General features: G+C 59.7%; 16 protein-coding genes. 6 read left to right on the top strand and 10 right to left on the bottom strand.

The window, feature by feature from the left end:
* Positions 1-21 precede the first annotated feature (21 nt).
* Positions 22-159, top strand: a complete 138-nt coding sequence (locus RMV17_RS21805) for a hypothetical protein (RefSeq protein WP_155294716.1) — start codon at positions 22-24, stop codon at positions 157-159.
* Positions 156-1,160, top strand: a complete 1,005-nt coding sequence (locus tag RMV17_RS21810; RefSeq protein ID WP_034155383.1) for an NADP-dependent oxidoreductase — start codon at positions 156-158, stop codon at positions 1,158-1,160. Before RMV17_RS21805 ends, RMV17_RS21810 begins: the two co-directional genes overlap by 4 nt.
* 127 nt (positions 1,161-1,287) lie before the next feature.
* Here RMV17_RS21810 and pyrF read toward each other — a convergent pair whose 3' ends face one another.
* Entirely contained in the window at positions 1,288-1,986 is a 699-nt protein-coding gene (gene pyrF, locus RMV17_RS21815) for an orotidine-5'-phosphate decarboxylase (protein WP_196251162.1), read from the bottom strand.
* Between the two features lie 284 nt (positions 1,987-2,270).
* Here pyrF and RMV17_RS21820 point away from each other — a divergent pair, with 284 nt between their 5' ends.
* The 3 genes from RMV17_RS21820 to xopAW all read left to right on the top strand — a co-directional run bounded on the left by RMV17_RS21820 (position 2,271) and on the right by xopAW (position 5,162).
* Positions 2,271-3,032 (top strand): response regulator, encoded by a 762-nt coding sequence (locus RMV17_RS21820; RefSeq protein WP_371260451.1) that lies wholly within the window; start codon positions 2,271-2,273, stop codon positions 3,030-3,032.
* Positions 3,032-4,072 carry a HAMP domain-containing sensor histidine kinase gene (locus tag RMV17_RS21825; RefSeq protein ID WP_034155386.1) on the top strand — a complete coding sequence of 347 codons (1,041 nt, stop codon included), beginning with the start codon at positions 3,032-3,034 and terminating at the stop codon, positions 4,070-4,072. Before RMV17_RS21820 ends, RMV17_RS21825 begins: the two co-directional genes overlap by 1 nt.
* A gap of 235 nt (positions 4,073-4,307) precedes the next feature.
* Positions 4,308-5,162 (top strand): XopAW family type III secretion system calcium-binding effector, encoded by an 855-nt coding sequence (gene xopAW / locus RMV17_RS21830; RefSeq protein WP_311882496.1) that lies wholly within the window; start codon positions 4,308-4,310, stop codon positions 5,160-5,162.
* Between the two features lie 530 nt (positions 5,163-5,692).
* On the opposite strand, the gene RMV17_RS21835 is transcribed toward xopAW, so the two are convergent.
* From RMV17_RS21835 to RMV17_RS21855, 5 genes are all read right to left on the bottom strand, one after another.
* Positions 5,693-7,221, bottom strand: a protein-coding gene (locus RMV17_RS21835) for an IS3 family transposase (RefSeq protein ID WP_311887015.1) whose coding sequence is annotated in 2 segments (ribosomal slippage) — positions 5,693-6,780 and positions 6,780-7,221 — 1,530 coding nt in all. Because the reading frame shifts where the segments join, the coding sequence is not laid out codon by codon here.
* A 157-nt stretch (positions 7,222-7,378) separates the two neighbouring features.
* A complete protein-coding gene (locus RMV17_RS21840; protein ID WP_034155825.1) occupies positions 7,379-8,431 on the bottom strand; it encodes an AI-2E family transporter in 1,053 nt (350 codons plus the stop codon).
* Between the two features lie 69 nt (positions 8,432-8,500).
* On the bottom strand, positions 8,501-9,307 hold the full coding sequence (locus RMV17_RS21845) for a DUF4892 domain-containing protein (RefSeq protein WP_034155824.1): 807 nt from the start codon (positions 9,305-9,307) through the stop codon (positions 8,501-8,503).
* 115 nt (positions 9,308-9,422) lie between these two features.
* Positions 9,423-10,277: an alpha/beta hydrolase gene (locus tag RMV17_RS21850; protein WP_311882500.1), complete on the bottom strand. Its 855-nt coding sequence runs from the start codon at positions 10,275-10,277 to the stop codon at positions 9,423-9,425.
* Complete coding sequence (locus RMV17_RS21855; RefSeq protein WP_034155822.1) at positions 10,274-11,080, bottom strand: alpha/beta fold hydrolase; 807 nt, start codon at positions 11,078-11,080, stop codon at positions 10,274-10,276. Before RMV17_RS21855 ends, RMV17_RS21850 begins: the two co-directional genes overlap by 4 nt.
* Before the next feature lie 218 nt (positions 11,081-11,298).
* Here RMV17_RS21855 and RMV17_RS21860 point away from each other — a divergent pair, with 218 nt between their 5' ends.
* Complete coding sequence (locus tag RMV17_RS21860) at positions 11,299-14,277, top strand: RHS repeat-associated core domain-containing protein (protein ID WP_311882504.1); 2,979 nt, start codon at positions 11,299-11,301, stop codon at positions 14,275-14,277.
* Between the two features lies 1 nt (position 14,278).
* Here the strand turns inward: RMV17_RS21860 and RMV17_RS21865 are convergent, their stop codons facing one another.
* From RMV17_RS21865 to RMV17_RS21880, 4 genes are all read right to left on the bottom strand, one after another.
* Positions 14,279-14,722, bottom strand: a complete 444-nt coding sequence (locus RMV17_RS21865) for a hotdog fold thioesterase (protein ID WP_311882506.1) — start codon at positions 14,720-14,722, stop codon at positions 14,279-14,281.
* Positions 14,723-14,753: 31 nt separating this feature from the next.
* The gene (locus RMV17_RS21870) at positions 14,754-16,409 is read right to left on the bottom strand and encodes an AMP-binding protein (protein ID WP_311882508.1); all 1,656 of its coding nucleotides are present in this window, start codon (positions 16,407-16,409) and stop codon (positions 14,754-14,756) included.
* A gap of 203 nt (positions 16,410-16,612) precedes the next feature.
* On the bottom strand, positions 16,613-17,065 hold the full coding sequence (sixA, locus tag RMV17_RS21875; protein ID WP_007917466.1) for a phosphohistidine phosphatase SixA: 453 nt from the start codon (positions 17,063-17,065) through the stop codon (positions 16,613-16,615).
* Positions 17,062-17,409 carry a DUF4389 domain-containing protein gene (locus RMV17_RS21880; protein ID WP_008087808.1) on the bottom strand — a complete coding sequence of 116 codons (348 nt, stop codon included), beginning with the start codon at positions 17,407-17,409 and terminating at the stop codon, positions 17,062-17,064. The genes sixA and RMV17_RS21880 overlap by 4 nt, the downstream gene beginning before the upstream one ends.
* Between the last annotated feature and the right edge of the window lie 15 nt (positions 17,410-17,424).

Genomic DNA, 17,424 nt, shown 5'->3' on the forward strand with positions numbered 1-17,424 from the left:
CCAATGGCTGTTTATGTACCCATGCGTCGCAGTGATAAAACCGGCCGGGTGATCATCACTGCACTGGATCGGCGTGCATTCGCCGCGTCAGCCAACCTTGCGCCAATGCTGTCGAGGGTCTATCAACAAGGCTTCATTCCGTTCGAGTGCCTGCCATGACCAACCAGACCAATCGCCAGTTCCTGCTCGCCAAACGCCCGGTGGGTGCGGCTACCCGCGAGACCTTCACCTATCAGGAAGTACCGGTCGGCGAACCGGCGGCGGGCCAGATTCTGGTCAAGAACGAATACCTGTCCCTCGACCCGGCCATGCGTGGCTGGATGAACGAAGGCAAATCCTACATCCCGCCCGTCGGTATCGGTGAGGTCATGCGCGCACTGGGCGTAGGCAAAGTCATCGCCTCGAACAATCCAGGGTTTGCCGTCGGGGACTACGTCAACGGTGCCATTGGCGTGCAGGATTATTTCCTCGGCGAGCCAAGAGGTTTTTACAAAGTCGATCCGAAGCTCGCGCCGTTGCCGGTGTATTTGTCAGCGCTGGGCATGACCGGCATGACCGCCTACTTCGCCCTGCTCGATGTCGGCGCACCGAAGGCTGGTGACACCGTGGTGTTGTCCGGCGCAGCGGGCGCGGTGGGCAGCATTGCCGGGCAGATTGCCAAGATCAAAGGCTGCCGCGTGGTCGGCATTGCCGGCGGCGCCGACAAGTGCAAATTCCTCATCGATGAACTGGGCTTTGACGGTGCCATCGACTACAAATCCGAAGATGTCGTGGCCGGACTTAAACGCGAATGCCCGAAAGGCGTGGACGTGTATTTCGATAACGTTGGCGGCGACATCCTCGATGCCGTGCTCAGCCGTTTGAACATGAAGGCGCGCGTGGTGATCTGCGGCGCGATCAGCCAGTACAACAACAAAGAAGCGGTCAAAGGCCCGGCCAACTACCTGTCGCTACTGGTCAATCGTGCACGGATGGAAGGTTTTGTGGTGATGGACTACGCCGCGCAATACGCCAGTGCGGCGCAGGAAATGGCCGGCTGGATGGCCAAGGGGCAACTCAAGAGCAAAGAAGACATCGTCGAAGGTCTGGAGACCTTTCCGGAGACGCTGATGAAATTGTTCAGCGGCGAGAACTTTGGCAAGTTGGTGTTGAAGGTTTAAGGCCAGCACAAAAACCAATGTGGGAGCGAGCCTGCTCGCGAAAGCGGTGGGTCAGTTGGCAATGATGTCGACTGACACTCCCTCTTCGCGAGCAGGCTCGCTCCCACATTTGGATCTCAAGTGATGCTTAGGCGATTTCAGCGACAACCGAAGCCAACGCCTTGGCCGGATCCGCCGCCTGGCTGATCGGACGGCCGATCACCAGATAATCGGAACCGGCATCCAGCGCCTGACGCGGGGTCAGAATGCGGCGCTGATCGTCCTGCGCGCTGCCCGCCGGACGAATCCCCGGGGTCACCAGTTGCAGCGACGGGTGTGCGGTTTTCAGTGCCGAGGCTTCCAGCGCCGAGCACACCAGACCATCCATGCCAGCCTTCTCGGCCAATGCAGCCAGACGCAGAACCTGCTCTTGCGGCTCGATATCCAGACCGATACCGGCCAGATCTTCACGCTCCATCGAGGTCAGCACGGTCACGCCGATCAGCAACGGCTGCGGGCCGCTGCGCTTGTCCAGCTCTTCACGGCAAGCGGCCATCATGCGCAGACCACCGGAGCAATGCACGTTGACCATCCACACGCCCATCTCGGCAGCGGCTTTCACGGCCATCGCGGTGGTGTTGGGAATGTCATGGAATTTCAGGTCGAGGAATACTTCAAAACCCTTGTCACGCAGGGTGCCGACAATTTCTGCGGCGCAACTGGTGAACAGTTCCTTGCCCACTTTGACCCGGCACAGTTTCGGGTCCAACTGGTCGGCCAGCTTCAGTGCGGCGTCACGGGTGGGGAAATCCAGGGCGACGATGATAGGAGTCTGGCAGGCGGACATGAATGGGCTCTCAGGCAGGTCGAAATCGGCGCGCATTGTAGCGGAACCGGCGGCGGCGCGGCACCCGATGATCGGTAAATCATCGCGTCGACCGTGATCAGCATAGCGCTCGCTGCTATTGTGTCGACTCCGATACACAACCGACACGCCAGCAACAAGCACCCGCGCTAGCCTCGCCAGCCGCAACACGTCCTTACATCAGCACTTCCCGCCTAACGGCCGGACGCCTATGCTGAAACCACCACCTCGCAGCCCATCTTTTGTGGTTGGCGGCCTACTGGCAGATGAACAGCCCCATGCACAACACCCAAACGACCGTGACGGATGAGCAAAAAGACGACAAGCGCTGGAGCATTCGTGCGCTGATCGTCGACGATGATGTGCCGATCCGCGAGCTGATGATCGATTACCTCGCCCGCTTCAATATCCACGCCAGCGGCGTCACCGACGGTGCGGCGATGCGTCAGGCGATGCAGGCCGAGCATTTCGATGTCGTCGTGCTGGACCTGATGCTGCCCGGCGAAGACGGCTTGTCGCTGTGCCGCTGGCTGCGCGCCGAATCGGACATCCCGATCCTGATGCTCACCGCCCGTTGCGAACCGACCGACCGCATCATCGGCCTGGAACTGGGCGCCGATGACTACATGGCCAAACCGTTCGAGCCACGCGAACTGGTCGCACGAATTCAGACCATCCTGCGCCGGGTGCGTGATGATCGTACCGAACAACGGGCCAACATCCGTTTCGACAACTGGCGCTTGAACAGCGTGCTGCGTCAGTTGATCGCCGACGATGGTCTCGTAGTGCCGCTGTCCAACGCCGAATTCCGCTTGCTGTGGGTGTTTATCGAACGTCCGCGCCGGGTACTCAGCCGCGAGCAACTGCTCGATGCTGCCCGTGGCCGCTCGATCGAAGCCTTCGACCGCAGCATCGATTTGCTGGTGTCGCGTCTGCGGCAAAAACTCGGTGACGACCCGAAAGCCCCGCAGTTGATCAAAACCGTGCGCGGTGAGGGTTATCTGTTCGACGCGCGAGACATCGGTTGATGCGGGCGCGCTTCGACACGCTGTTCGGCCGCCTGTTTGGCGTGCTGTTCGTGGCGATCGTCCTCGCGCACCTGCTGGCTTTCACCTGGTTCCATCTCTACGGCCCTCCGCCACCGCCGCCGGAGTTTTCCCAAGGCGCCGAGCGACAACCCTCACAGGACCCGCGTTATCCGCCACGGCCACCGCGTCCGTGGTTCGGTGGCCCGGTGGTGCCGCTGACCTTTCAGTTCATCACGCTGATGATCGCGGCGTGGTACGGCGCCAAGCTGCTGAGTCGCCCGATCCAGCGCCTGAGCGACGCCGCCGAACGCCTCAGCGAAGACCTCGACAGCCCGCCGCTCGACGAGTCCGGCCCGCGCGAAGCACGACAAGCCGCGTATACCTTCAACCTGATGCAACAGCGCATTCGCGAACAGGTGCAGCAGCGCGCGCGGATGCTGGGCGCGGTTTCCCATGATCTGCGCACACCGTTGTCACGTCTGAAACTGCGCCTGGAAAACATCAGCGATGAAAAGCTGCAAGGCCAGATGCGCCAGGATCTGGACGACATGATCGGCATGCTCGACGCCACGCTCACCTACCTGCACGAACAGCGCACCAGCGAAGCGTTGCAGTTGATGGATGTGCAGGCATTGGTCGAGTCGCTGTGTGAAAACGCTCAGGACCAAGGCGCCGACGTGCAAGTCAGCGGCCATTGCGCACCGCTGCCGGTACAACCCATGGCACTGCGTTCGTGCATCAACAACCTCATGGACAATGCCCTGCGTTACGCCGGCCAGGCACGCATCGAATTGCAGGATCAGCGCGAGCAACTGCTGATCCGCGTGATCGACCACGGCCCGGGGATTGCCGAGGACAAGCGTGAAGCGGTATTTGAGCCGTTTTATCGGCTGGAAGGCTCGCGCAATCGCAACTCCGGCGGTGTGGGGCTGGGGATGACCATTGCCCGGGAGGCGGCGCTGCGTCTGGGTGGCCAGCTCAACCTCGAAGAAACCCCCGGCGGCGGCCTTACCGCCATCATTCGCCTCCCTCGCCCCTGAGAACACCACCGACTCAGTGTGGGAGCGAGCCTGCTCGCGAAGGCGTCATCTGATCCAACATCTTTTTTGGATGTACCGGCCTCTTCGCGAGCAGGCTCGCTCCCACAGGGTTTGGCGGTGTTCATTCTGCCGTGTGTACCGTCCGGTACAAACCCCACATACCCCCGATAACTTGCGCCCTGACGCTGCATAAGCCGGTACACCCACCGGTTTTCCATTCCAGGGAGTGAGTCCGATGATCGGTAGCGTCAGCAACTACACGAGCTATACCAGCACCAGCAACACCACCACGCAAAACGCCCGCAGCCAGCAACTGCAAAAAGAACTGTTCGCCAAACTCGACAGCAACGGCGACGGCGCGGTGGATCAGGACGAACTGAAAAGCGCCCTGCCGCAGAAGAACGACGACGGCCTGCTGGTCAACCTGAGCAAACAGTTCGGCGATCTGGACAGCGACGCCAGCGGCAACCTCAGCGCCGAAGAAATGACCGCCATGGCGCCGCCCCCGCCACCACACGATCAAGCACCGGACACCGACCTCGCCGACGCCCTGATCAGCGCCCTCGACACCGATGGCGACGGCGCCATCAGCAGCGACGAACTGAGCAGCGGCCTGACCAGCGCCGGCAACAGCGCCGACAGCAATGAACTTTTCTCCGCACTCGACAAGAACAAGGACGGCACCGTCAGCCAGGACGAACTCACCGCCAGCCTGACCCCACCGCCGCCTCCGCCACCACAAATCGACAGCGACGAACTGTTCAGCCAACTTGACGCCGATGGCGACGGCAGCGTGATCGCGACAGAACTCAGCAGCGCACTGCAAACCAGCGACAGCGCGACTTCAACCACCAGCACTGACACCAGTGCCGCGCTGCTCAAGGTTCTCGATAGCGACAGCAGCGGCGGTGTCAGCAGCGACGAGCTGAAAGCGGCTTTACAGGCAGGGCGAGAACGACCGGACGAAGAACAGACCGCTTCGACCCAGAGCACCACTGAAGCGCTGAACCGCATGATTGCCAATTTGAGCAAGCAGTACTCGCTGGAGAAGACGGCGTCGGTGGGCAAGTATTTGAATGTAGCGACTTGAGTCGACGCCATTATTCGCCGCGGAAAATCAAAAGCCCCTCACCCTAACCCTCTCCCAGAGGGAGAGGGGACTGACCGCGGTGTTTGGGGGAGATACGCCGACGTGAAATACCGCGTCGAACGCAGGCTTTGAAAAGCACACAAATCGGCTCCCTCTCCTTCGGGAGAGGGCTGGGCGGGCGGCGTTCCGATGAGGGGCAAATCCACCACAAAACAGAAGCCGAACACTTGCTCTTCACCACTCAACAGGATGAGCGTTAGCTCGGCTGCAGCTCTTGATCTGTAGGGCGACGTCGGAAGGCTGAGTGGAGGGATTGATCCGGGCGTGGGAGCGCAGCGACCGTTTGGCGAAGCCAAACACAGCGAGAGGAGGTGCAGCGAAGCAAACCGTAGGCGCTGCGCCCGGATCGATCCCGCAGCGAAGGAACCCCGAGCCCCAGCGAGCGGGCCGCACGTAGGAGCAAGCCCTTTTGGTTACTTTTGGGGCGTTCGGTACGTGTCAAGGTACCTGTCGCCTTGGTCCTACAACTGCTAGCCCATTACGCCCTTAATTTCAGGGCGTTCTGGGTTTAAATAAACTGCGTCTGCCAGTTTCCAGTTTCGTGTTCGAGTACTCCAGCGGCTTGGATTAGCTTCCCTGGCATCCTCATAAAGCTCTGTTCTAGCTTGTAATAGGGCGGTTGCTTTGCCCTCGTGCCGTTGGTTTGGCGTGACGTATTTCAAGGCGCTGTGGCGGTGATCTTCGTTGTACCACTCGATGAACGTCTGCACCCAAAGCCTTGCATCAGTGACCGTATCAAATGGTTGATCGGGCCAAAGCGGGCAGTACTTTGCAGTGCGAAAAAGTGCTTCGGCGTAAGCGTTGTCATTGCTCACTCTTGGCCGGCTAAAAGAAGGTTCTACACCCAGCGCGACCATGCTTTCACGCAACAAAGAACCTCTCATCACGTGTCCATTATCTGAGTGCAACACCAGCGGACGACCTGCAGTATGTTCCCGTAAACATCCCTTTGTGAGCAGTTCACAGGCGTGTTCGGCGCTCTCCACCTCGTGGACTTCATTGGCGACCAGTTTGCGGCTGTAGACGTCCTTGACCATGTACCAGTAGAAAAAACGGCCCTTCACTGTGCTCGGCAACCAGGTGATGTCCCAGCACCACACCTGATTGGGGCCATCAGCGCGATGCGTCGTCAGTACTCTGCGTTTTGGGGCTTTGGCCCGGCCGCGACGGACGTTTTGATTGACGGCTTTCAACACACGATAAAACGTCGACTCCGAAGCCAGATAAATGCCTTCATCGGCCAGCTTAGGCACGATTTGGTGTGGGGTCAGGCTGGCGTAGCCAGCCTGATTGGCAGCATCCAGCACCGCTTGACGCTCCGTATCACTGAGCTTGTTAGCCGGAGCTGCACGTTGAGCCAACTGTCGTCCGTCACACGACGAGTGTTGCCAGCGTTGAACTGTGCGCAGGCTCAGACCCAGTTCATTGCAAGCGCGGTATCGACGAGCGCCATTCAGCACTGCGTCGGCAATCAACTTCATGGCTTGCGTACGATCAGAGGCGTTGATCAGTCTTCCTTGTCCTTGCCCCAGATCGCATTGGCTTTTTTTCTGAGCTCCAGCAACGCCACCGCCTCTGCACGACTGGCATCAGACTGAATCAGTTGGCGCTCAAGTATTTTGATGCGCCGTTGCTCGGCCGTTTTTGAAGTTCGAGAGGAGAGATCAACAACGGGATTAGCGTTTTGGCATGCCACTCGCCACTGTTGGATTTGCTCAGGGTAAATGCCTTTGATTCGGCAATATTGAGAGATCTCGACCTCGCTCAACGGCGCGGTTTCCATGACGGCATTGAATTTATCGGCGCTAGACCATTGGTCACTGGTCTTGCCGTTTCCCGGAACAATTAAGCCTTTGTCTCTAGCCATTTGTCTCCAGTTTCGCAGTGACTGTGGCGTGAGATTGAGTGCAGAGGCAAGTTCCGCCACTGATCGATTGAGTGGCGGCATCATTTGCAGAACGACCCAATCTTTGAAGTCGTTGTCGTAGCGTTTGCCCATTTTGGACATGGTTATGCACCTTCGCCCTCTTGAGTAGTTGAGTCAATCAACAAGGGCGACAGGTAGCCTGACACGGAGGGCGTTTGCCAAAAGTGACCCGCCGTAAGGGCGGAACCTTAATCAGCAACACCCGCAGCAACGGATATACCCACAAAAATCAGCGTCGCTCTTCAACCCGCCCCTGACTCTTACTCCAATCCGTCAACAAACTATAAGCCACCGCCAACAACGTAGGCCCGATAAACAACCCGATAAACCCAAACGCAATCAACCCGCCAAACACCCCAAGCAACACAATCACCAACGGCAAATTCCCCCCGCGGCTGATCAGATACGGCTTGAGCACGTTGTCCACGCCACTGATGATGAACGTCCCCCAGATCCCGAGAAACACCGCCATCCCGTACTCACCCTTCCACGCCAGCCAGGCCGTCGCCGGCACCCACACCAACGGCGGCCCCATCGGAATCAGACTCAACAGGAAGGTAACGATCCCGAGCACCAATGCCCCCGGCACCCCGGCAATCAAAAACCCGATCAACGCCAGAACCGCCTGCGCCGCCGCCGTGCCGATCACCCCGTTGACCACCCGCTGCACCGTACCCGCCACCAACTCGATGTAATACCCGGCACGATCCCCGATCAAGCGCTCCAGCAGACTGTGCACAAACGCCGCCAGCCGAGGCCCGTCACGATAGAAAAAGAACACAAAGACAATGCTCAACGTCAGCTCGAGAATCCCGCCGCCGATCTGCGCACTGCGCGCCAGCAGCCAGTTGCCGACCTGGCCCAGATAAGGTTTGATCGACACCATCAGCGCGGCGCCCTGCTGATCGATGCTGTTCCACAATCCGACCAGGCGCTCGCCCACGAACGGCACCGTCCCCAGCCACACCGGCGCTTCCGGCAGACCATCGACCTGCACATCCTTGATGAACGCCGTGGCATCACGCACATGATCCCCCACGTTGAACCCCAGCCAGACCAGCGGCGCGGCCACCAGCAACATCCAGCCCAGCGTCAGAATCCCCGCAGCTAGCGACTCACGGCCATTGAGCCAACGGGTCAACAGGCGCATCAGCGGCCAGCTGGCAAACGCCAGCACCGCGCCCCAGAACAGCGCCGACCAGAACGGCGCCATCACCCACAGGCTGGCACCAAACAACACCAGCAGCAGGATCTGCACCAGCAGGCGATCATTATTGAGCATGTGAGGTCTCGAAAAAGTCAGTCAGGCAAAGAGTAGGCGAACACACGACTCGTGCTCGCCAAAAACAGCTTAACGCAACAGATCGATGCGCAGGCCAGAGCCTTCGACACTGCCGGTTTCCATGCGTGCTGCCCGCACACCCTGATTGATCAGCGCCTGGCGCCAGGCTTCGGCTTTGGGCCCTGACACCGTCACGCGTAACGTCGTATCGAGGTTAAGGCCACGGGAAATCAGGCGTAGCCAGGTGTCATCCGGCTCATTCACGCGATCAGGAAAATCCAGTTCACCGGTACTTTTGAGCTGACGCAACAGCGTCGCCGAGGTCGGCAGCAACTCGCCCAGCGGTGCAACCGCCTCGAACTGTTCGACATGCAGATAGGCTTTGCGATTGCCGCGAGTGATGCTGTAAAGCGCCACCAGCGTGTTGTCGCGCGGTGCCGCCAGCCTCAACAGCAGGTAGGCCTGCTGCTCGTCGGCACCATACAGTTTGGCATTACCAAACACCTCGTTGGCCCACAGGCTGCTTTCCCCGCAATCACGCGCCTGACACCAGAACAGCAATTCGGCGTCCTGTTTTTGCAGGGCTTCGCGAGCAGCGGTAAAGGCTTCGGTGGCGGAGTGTTCGGGCGGCAATTCGTAGGTCACCGAAGTGGTCTGGCCACGGGCGGTGACCTGGCCGTCGAAACGCAGTTGCCCGCTGATCTTGCGGATCGAACCCAGCGGATAGATCCGCTCAAGCTCCACGGGCGGGCGGTAGTCGACGATCTGTGCATCGGCCAGACGCGGCACGATCTGCAGATCCTGACTGCCCGGCACATCGGCGGCGAACGAAACGGTACTGAAACAGCACAGTGCCAACAGACTGAGTGACCGCATAGTCAGGCTCATCGGATCGGCATGACTGGGTAATTCGAGGTCGCAGCGGTGTAGAAATCCATCGTGGTTGTCTCCCATTTCAACCCGCCCAGCCTCGACAGTTGCCCGCAGCAAGTCAAGGAATGGCGAAGAACCGATTGAAACAGTCTGCGACAAGATCCGCCCCGGCCTCATCGTTCAAGTGCAAATGGTGCCCGCCCGCCAACTGTTCCCGGCTAAAGGGTAGACGCTCCAGCAACTCGGGATGTTTGGCCAGCATGCCGTCAGCCGCGACCACCAGATGCGCAGGGCAACTGACTCGAAGCGCGAAAGCCATCGCCTGCTCCTGGGTCAGACGCAGCGGCGATGGCAAGGTCAGGCGATTGTCGGTGCGCCAGGTGTAACCGCCCGGCACCGGCATCAACCCACGTTGAGCCAACAATTCGGCGGCCTCTCGACTGACCGCCACCAGCCCCTTCATCCGCGCTTCGATGGCGCGGTCGAGGGTGTTGTAAACCGGTTTGCACTTTTCCCGCAGATCCAGTTGCGCTTGCAGGGCCATGCCCATGCGCTCGGCCGCATTTTCGCCTTTGTCTGTAGGCGGAATCACACCGTCGATCAATGCCAGATGACTGATGCGCTCCGGCAACGACCCCGCCAGTACCAGCGAAACAATCGCGCCCATCGAATGCCCAAGCAGGCCGAAACGTTTCCAGCCCAGTTGCTCGGCGACTTGCAGCACGTCATGGGCGTAATCCCACAGCGCATAACCTGCGCCGTTTGGTCGATGCCCGGAATACCCGTGGCCAGCCATGTCCAACGCGATGATGCGCAAGCCTTTGAGCTTCGGCGCCAAACGGGCAAAGCTGTTGGCGTTGTCGAGCCAGCCATGCAGGGCGATGACCGGCACACCGTCCTCAGGACCGAACAAATGCGCTGCCAGCTCGATATGCGGCAGGCTCAGGCGCACTTCTTCGAAGGTCGGGCTCATACGCAATCCTTGTCCTGGCGGTTTTCCCAGCGGGTGAACAGCGTCTTCAGCAGACGTGCGGTGTCCTGCGGCCGTTCGAGTGGAAACATGTGGCCACCGGGCATGCTCAGCGCTTCGCCTTGGGCCAGGCGTGAAACGAAACGGGTGTGATGGCGCATGACCACACGGCTCTTGTGCCCGCGCACCACTGCCAGCGGCACCTGCAATTGTCGGGTACGACCGGGGCTGGTGTGCGGCACGCCGCGATAAATGCTGATCTCGGTGGCCGGGTCAAAGCGCAGGCGCAGCTTGTCGCCGACCTGGTGCAAACCATGTTGCAGGTAGGCATCGAAGCATTCCGGATCGAAACCACGGAACAGTGTCTTGCCGGCGAAATAGCTACGTGCGCTGGCGAGATCGGCGAACTCTTCGCGCCGCCCCAACGTACGCCCGGCCGGGGTCAGTCTGTCGATGAAGCCAAAACGCTTGGCCGCACGAATCACCCATTGATCAGTGCGAGTCAGCACGGGCGAATCAAGCATCACCACACCGCGATACAGCTCCGGGCAACGCAACGCCGCATGCAGATGCAATACACCGCCAAACGAATGGCCAACGCCCCACACCGGTTGATCCTGCTGCTGCAAATGGTGGATCAACTCGTCGACGAGGTTGTACCAGTTGTCATCCGCAGGGAAACGCGGGTCATGGGCGTGCTGCTCCAGATGCGCAACCCGGTACTCGGGCGCCAGCGCCGCGAACAACTTGCCATAGGTGCCCGAGGGGAACCCGTTGGCGTGGGCGAAAAAGATTGGTTGCGACATACGGGCAAATCCATGAGCGGGAAACGTGGCGTTGATTGTCCGCAAGACCGAGTCCGGCAGCAATGACCGTAACTGCCAGGAATGATGACAGTCGCGCCACGGCTATACCTTATCCACCGCCATGAATGTGCAGATGTCAACTGTCAGTTCTGTCAGTTGACAGGTATTGCGCGCGGCCAGATAAGAAACTCATCCTCACTGACCCGATTGCTGACCCCATGACGCACGCTCAGACACCATCCACTCAAGCGTTCGACCCGCGCGGACTAATACTGCGCAGCGTGCGTTATCACCGTCGCGACAGCACCTCGGCACCTGAGGGTTACATCACTCAACAGACTCATGATGCAGCCGGTCGTACAGTACGCCATCGCGACCCCAGGCTCTTCCTTGAGGACATGCCTGCGAACCAACGCAATGTATTCAGTCTGTCGAACGCCTTGCTCCTGAATGAAAATACTGACGCCGGCTGGCGTTTGAGCCTGTACGCAGAAGACGGCATTTACCTTGAAGGCTGGGATCAGAAGCGCAACCACAGCCGTACTCAGCATGACGCCCTGCGCCGCCCGAGTGCCACGTATGAACAATCAGAGGGTGAACCCGAACACTGCACCGAACGCTTCACTTACTTTGCAGGCGCGGCTGATGACGGCCATAACCGATACGGCCGATTGATTCGGCATGACGATACGGCAGGCACCCTGCAAGTCTCTGATTTCGCGATGAACGGCCAGCCTCTGCATTTGCATCGAACCTTCTGCGTCGATCCTGGATGGACGGTCAACTGGCCGGAATCAGAAGCCGATCGCGATATATTTCTGGAAGAGCACCCCGCGACGACCCAGTTCAACTACAACGCCGTCGGTGAACAGATTACCCAGACAGATGCAATCGGCAACCAGCAAACACTGGTGCAAGACCTGGCAGGCCAATTGAAGGAAACTCGCCTGAGACTGGCGACGGAAGACGACAATCAGGTATTGGTCAGCGATATCCGCTACAACGCATTTGGCCACATGGAAAAACAGCGGGCCGGCAATGGCGTGGTATCCAACGCGACCTTCAGCCTTGAAGATGGCCGACTGCAACATCTTGGCTGTCGTACAAGCGAGGGGACAATCCTGCAGGACCTGACCTATGACTATGACGCTGTCGGCAATATCACCCGTCTCACCGATAACGCGGCAGCGGTCATGCATCACCGTAATCAACGCATCGAAGCGGTCTGCCACTACCGCTACGACAGTCTCTCACGCTTGATCGAAGCCAGTGGTCGGCAGATCCGCAACGCTCCCGGTGGCCCACTGCTGCCGACATTCGCCTCCCCCGCCGACCCGGGCCAACTGGAAAACTACACGCGAGACTACACTTATGATCCCGCCGGAAATCTGCTGTTGGTGGAGCATCGAGCCGCCAGCGGCAACCGCACCGAACGTACGGTTGTCGCCAACTCCAGTAATCGTAGCCTGCCGGTAACATCCACCGGCCACATCCCTGAAGAAAAGGAAATTGCCGCCGCCTACGATGCCAATGGCAACCGCAGGTTTCTCCAGGAGGGACAAACACTGCAATGGAATCGACGCAACGGCTTGCAGCGGGTCGATCACGTAGTTCGGGAAGATGGACCGAATGATAGCGACTGCTATGTGTATGACAGAGGCGGACAACGCCTGCGCAAGATCTGTCGGACTTACACCGACACGGTACAACGGCTCAATGAAACCCGTTACCTGCCAGGTCTGGAAATTCGCATCACCGCGGATCAGTGCGTCCATGTCCTCACGATCAAGGCCGGTCGTGCGACGGTGCAGGTGTTGCACTTTGAAAAACCGCCTCCGCACGGCATGCCTCAGGATCAGCAACGTTACAGTTTCAGCGATCACTTGAACTCCGGCACCCTGGAACTGGATGCGCAGGCACAGCTAATTTCTCGGGAAGAATACTACCCGTTCGGGGCAACCTGCTGGTGGGCGGGGCGCAGCGAAGTTGAAGCGAACTACAAAACCCTGCGTTATTCGGGTAAAGAACGCGATGCGACGGCATTGTATTACTACGGTTTTCGCTACTACGCACCGTGGCTTCAGCGCTGGATGAGTGCGGATCCGCTTGGCGTACAGGACGGGTTGAATCTGTTTGCCATGGTGCACGGCAACCCTGTCGGATACGTGGATTTTCAGGGACTGGTCACCGTCAGAGAAGGAACCGGCGCGGCGCTCGCTACCTTTGTCCGGGATGGGGTGAGTGCGTTGGCTGGAAACGCGATACGATACTTTGCAGCCCAAGGGTTGACACAGTGGGCATCCGATTCGGACGCGCATCCAGATCCCGGGATAAACCTGGGATTGACCATCGCAGGCGCCACCACTGGCGCAGTGGCTGGGGGTGCCATGGGTATTGGTGCAGGCAGTCGCATTGCAAGCAGTCGTAATCATGGGCGCACGGCCCAGATCATCATGGCCGCAATCTTTGGCATCGCGGGTGCGTCAGCGGGAGCGGCCGCCCCTCTTTATGCCTATTGGAACGACCCGCAGACCTTGAACCTCACAGCCATCAGTATCCTTTCCAGCGTGCCGGGAGGCATGACCAGGGAAACAGGCCAACGTGCGCTCGCCAACGTAGGCCCCAGCGTCACAATCGCGCCTTCGGCCACTACCACAGGCATGCGCATGGCTTTCTACGGCGCAGTGCTTTTCGCTGATGGCGCGCTCGGGTCCAACCTCCCGGCCAGCCTGGAAATCTCTGCAAGTGCAGTCGTCGAAGGCCTGGACGGGGTGTCCATCACTACGATCAATGCATTACGCGGAGGTAACTACCGCAGTCCGGACCACCCGGCCCTTACTCTACCGAACACTGCTGAATGGTTGTACGGCATATTGACGCGCACCGCCGGCTCGACGTTGACCGCCTCGTTGACATTGCTTGCCGGGCCTCTGACAAACGCGATTGACAACCCCAACCTGCGCTCGGCCACTGTTGCCAGCCTGGCAACGCCCACCGAGGCACGAACCTACCTGGGACAACATGTACAGCGCGGCGCTTTTGAGCTGGCAAGGGCCGATGATTCCAGTTTCATTCTCGACCGTTTCACTCCATCGAACAGCGAGATAAGGAATACACCCGCTGGCAACCATCACCCTGAGTCATACGAGTTGCCCAACCTGCGCGTAATCAGCATGCAAACGCACAACGCTTTTTGACTCATTGTGAGGGAGGTGTCTGCCCCAACGGCACCACCGCCATGGTCAGCCGCGACACACAACTGGCCTTACCCTCATCGCTGGTCAAACGGATATCCCACACATGGGTGGTGCGGCCAATGTGAATCGGCCTGGCCACCGCCGTCACCCGGCCACTGCGCAAGCCGCGCAAGTGGTTGGCGTTGATCTCAAGCCCCACGCAGTAGAACTTGCTGGCATCGATGCATAGATAACTGGCCATCGAACCTACGGATTCCGCCAGCACCACCGATGCACCGCCATGCAACAAACCGTAGGGCTGATGGGTGCGATGGTCGATGACCATGCTCGCGGTCAGCGAGTCTTCGTCGAACGCTTCGAAGCGGATGTCCAGCACTTCGCCGATGGTGTTTTTCTGGATTGCGTTCAACTGCTCGATGTTCGGAGTGGTACGCCACAAGCTCATCGCAGACTTCCTTTGTTGTTTTAGTGGTCGCTCAATCCTGCCACAGCACCGCCTCGTTGCGCTCGCTCCATTCTTCGAAACGCGCGCCATAGGTGTCTTCGATGACGTTGCGCTTGATCTTCAACGTCGGCGTGAGAAAGCCGTTTTCCACCGCCCAACTGTCCTTGACCACCACCAGCCGGCGCAGGCGTTCATGCTTGTCGAGCACGGCGTTGACCTCTTCCAGGAGTTTTTCCAGGCTCGAATGCAGGCTCGCCCGGCCCTCTTCCTGATTGACGCTCGACAGCACACACAACCCCAGCGGCGCACTCAAACCGTCTCCCACCACGCACACCTGTTCGATCCGTGAATGCACGGCCAAACGGTTCTCGATCGGCGCCGGGGCGACGTATTTGCCTTTGCTGGTCTTGAAGATTTCCTTGAGTCGGCCGGTCAGGCGCAAGCGCCCCTCGGCATCCTGTTCGCCCTTGTCGCCAGTGCGCAGGAAGCCGTCCTCGGTCAGGGTTTCTGCGGTTTTCAGCGGTTCCTTGAAGTAACCGAGCATGTTCGCCTGACTGCGTACCTGCACCTCGCCCGACTCATCGATACGCACCTCGACATCCGGGCACGGCTTGCCGATCCAGCCCTGCTTGTATTGCCCCGGCAGGCAGATGTGCGAGTAGCCGCAGCTCTCGGTCATGCCGTAGACCTCCAATACATCGAGGCCGAGTTTCTGATACCAGGCAAGCAAGGTCTGCGGCACCGGCGCGGCACCGGACAGCGCTACGCGCAAGGCATCCAACCCCAACCCCGCCAACACTTTGTGCCCGACCCGCTTGCCAATGAACGGCAGACCGAGAAGAAAATCCAGACGCTTCGCCGGGATCTTGCTGTACACGCCCATCTGGAATTTGGTCCAGATGCGCGGCACACCGAACATCGCGGTCGGCCGCGCTCGCTGCAAGTCAGTGATAAAGGTTTCCAGGCTCTCGGCGAAGAACACCGTTTGCCCGGTATAAATCGACGCCAGTTCCACGAACATGCGCTCGGCGACGTGGCACAGCGGCAAGTACGAGAGCAATCGATCGTTCTCGTTAAGCCCGAACAGTTGCGTGCCGCGCGTCGTGGCGAAACCGAGATTGGCGAAACTGTGCATGACACCTTTGGGCAGGCCAGTGGTGCCGGAGGTGTAGATGATCGTCGCCAGTTGCTCGGCCGCCGGACGTGGATCGTCCTGAATCGGCGAACTGCGCTGCAAGTCCGCCCAGCTGAAATCGAAATCCCCGGGGGGGTGCAATGGCAGGCTGATGGTCGGCAGATCCGCCGGCACGCCTTTGGACATGCCCGGCCAGTCGTCGAGTTTGCCAATGAAGGCCAGGACGCTTTCCGAGTGATTGAGTACTTGCGCGACGGAGTCGGCGGTGAGGTTGGGATAAAGCGGAACGGAGACGTGCCCGGCCATCCAGATCGCCAGGTCGGCGATGATCCAGTGCGCGCAGTTTTTCGAGATCAGGGCGATGTGACTGCCTTGCGGCAACTCGCGAGCACGCAGCCAGTGCGCGGCGCAGCGGGCTTGATGGCCGACGTCGGCCCAGCTCAGCGTCTCGACCTGCCCGCCACCGATGGGCTGCACCAGAAAGCGCTGGCGCGGGTGCCGGGCTTCACGCTCGTAAAACACGTCCAGCGGCAAACGGAAGGCGGCAGACATGCGACTCGCTCCTGTTTTTTGGGTCTGGAGCAAGCGTAGTCAACCAAGCAAGTGCTTGGTTGGAAAATTCAAACAAATAATTTCATGGGTTGGCAGAAACCAATGTGGGAGCGAGCTTGCTCGCGAATGCAGTGTGTCAGACACATAAAGGGTGAATGACACGCCGCTTTCGCGAGCAGGCTCGCTCCCACAAGGGATCAGCGTTACGGATGCTTGAGGCTGTTGAGGGTCATCGAGCCGATCAGCAGCTCAGGGCTTTCCAGCTCAGCCAGGCCGGCGGTGCTGACCTTCTCCGGCGGATACCCGGCGCCATGCTGCAAGTAACTCAGCAGATTGCCCACCAACGGGTTGTGGCTGACCAGCAGCACATTGCTGACCGACACCAATTGATCGGTCACCTTGTCCGGATCAACCTCCGGCGTCAGCCACTCGACCGTACGAATCTCCGGCTCGAAACCCAGCGCCTCACGGACAATCTGCGCGGTCTGTTGCGCACGCAAATAAGGGCTGGCGTAGATCGCCGTCAGCGGCTGGCCGATCAAACGGGCGGCGCTGCTCAAGGCTTCTTTACGACCGTGCTCGGTCAGTTCCCGTTCGGAGTCGGGGCACGAGCCGTAAGGCACGGCCTCGCCGTGACGCAATACCCAGAGTTTCATAGCTTGGGTTCCTCATCTCGGACCGGATGTGGCGCCGGGGCAACGGCGTGTGGCGCTTCACCTTCCGGGGTACGCGGCGTTGGCCAGTCGGCGAACGGCCAGGGTTTCTGGTCGCTGTGAAAACTGCCGAAGCGGCCGATCTGCGCCAGGAACTGGCTCAGGCTGTCGCCGAAGTTCATCAGGCTGGCGCTCGGGGCGCCATAGATCAAACGATAGATCAGTTGCACCAGCACCACCGCGCCGAGGATGAACTGCGCCACTTGCCAGACCAGCACGTAGACGATCATCCACAGCACGCGCAGGAGGATGGATTCGTACTTGGCTTCGGTTTTCGGATCGTTCATGGCTTGCTACTCCCG

Origin of the sequence: Pseudomonas sp. VD-NE ins, from assembly GCF_031882575.1 — a bacterium.
GTDB classification, from domain to species: Bacteria; Pseudomonadota; Gammaproteobacteria; order Pseudomonadales; family Pseudomonadaceae; genus Aquipseudomonas; species Aquipseudomonas fluorescens_BZ.

Excerpts from the sequence above, each read along its gene's own strand:
- RMV17_RS21805 (WP_155294716.1), top strand. The coding sequence starts at position 22 with ATGCGTCGCAGTGATAAAACCGGCCGGGTGATCATCACTGCACTGGAT.
- RMV17_RS21810 (WP_034155383.1), top strand. The coding sequence starts at position 156 with ATGACCAACCAGACCAATCGCCAGTTCCTGCTCGCCAAACGCCCGGTG.
- pyrF (WP_196251162.1), bottom strand. The coding sequence starts at position 1,986 with ATGTCCGCCTGCCAGACTCCTATCATCGTCGCCCTGGATTTCCCCACC.
- RMV17_RS21820 (WP_371260451.1), top strand. The coding sequence starts at position 2,271 with ATGAACAGCCCCATGCACAACACCCAAACGACCGTGACGGATGAGCAA.
- RMV17_RS21825 (WP_034155386.1), top strand. The coding sequence starts at position 3,032 with ATGCGGGCGCGCTTCGACACGCTGTTCGGCCGCCTGTTTGGCGTGCTG.
- xopAW (WP_311882496.1), top strand. The coding sequence starts at position 4,308 with ATGATCGGTAGCGTCAGCAACTACACGAGCTATACCAGCACCAGCAAC.
- RMV17_RS21840 (WP_034155825.1), bottom strand. The coding sequence starts at position 8,431 with ATGCTCAATAATGATCGCCTGCTGGTGCAGATCCTGCTGCTGGTGTTG.
- RMV17_RS21845 (WP_034155824.1), bottom strand. The coding sequence starts at position 9,307 with ATGCGGTCACTCAGTCTGTTGGCACTGTGCTGTTTCAGTACCGTTTCG.
- RMV17_RS21850 (WP_311882500.1), bottom strand. The coding sequence starts at position 10,277 with ATGAGCCCGACCTTCGAAGAAGTGCGCCTGAGCCTGCCGCATATCGAG.
- RMV17_RS21855 (WP_034155822.1), bottom strand. The coding sequence starts at position 11,080 with ATGTCGCAACCAATCTTTTTCGCCCACGCCAACGGGTTCCCCTCGGGC.
- RMV17_RS21860 (WP_311882504.1), top strand. The coding sequence starts at position 11,299 with ATGACGCACGCTCAGACACCATCCACTCAAGCGTTCGACCCGCGCGGA.
- RMV17_RS21865 (WP_311882506.1), bottom strand. The coding sequence starts at position 14,722 with ATGAGCTTGTGGCGTACCACTCCGAACATCGAGCAGTTGAACGCAATC.
- RMV17_RS21870 (WP_311882508.1), bottom strand. The coding sequence starts at position 16,409 with ATGTCTGCCGCCTTCCGTTTGCCGCTGGACGTGTTTTACGAGCGTGAA.
- sixA (WP_007917466.1), bottom strand. The coding sequence starts at position 17,065 with ATGAAACTCTGGGTATTGCGTCACGGCGAGGCCGTGCCTTACGGCTCG.
- RMV17_RS21880 (WP_008087808.1), bottom strand. The coding sequence starts at position 17,409 with ATGAACGATCCGAAAACCGAAGCCAAGTACGAATCCATCCTCCTGCGC.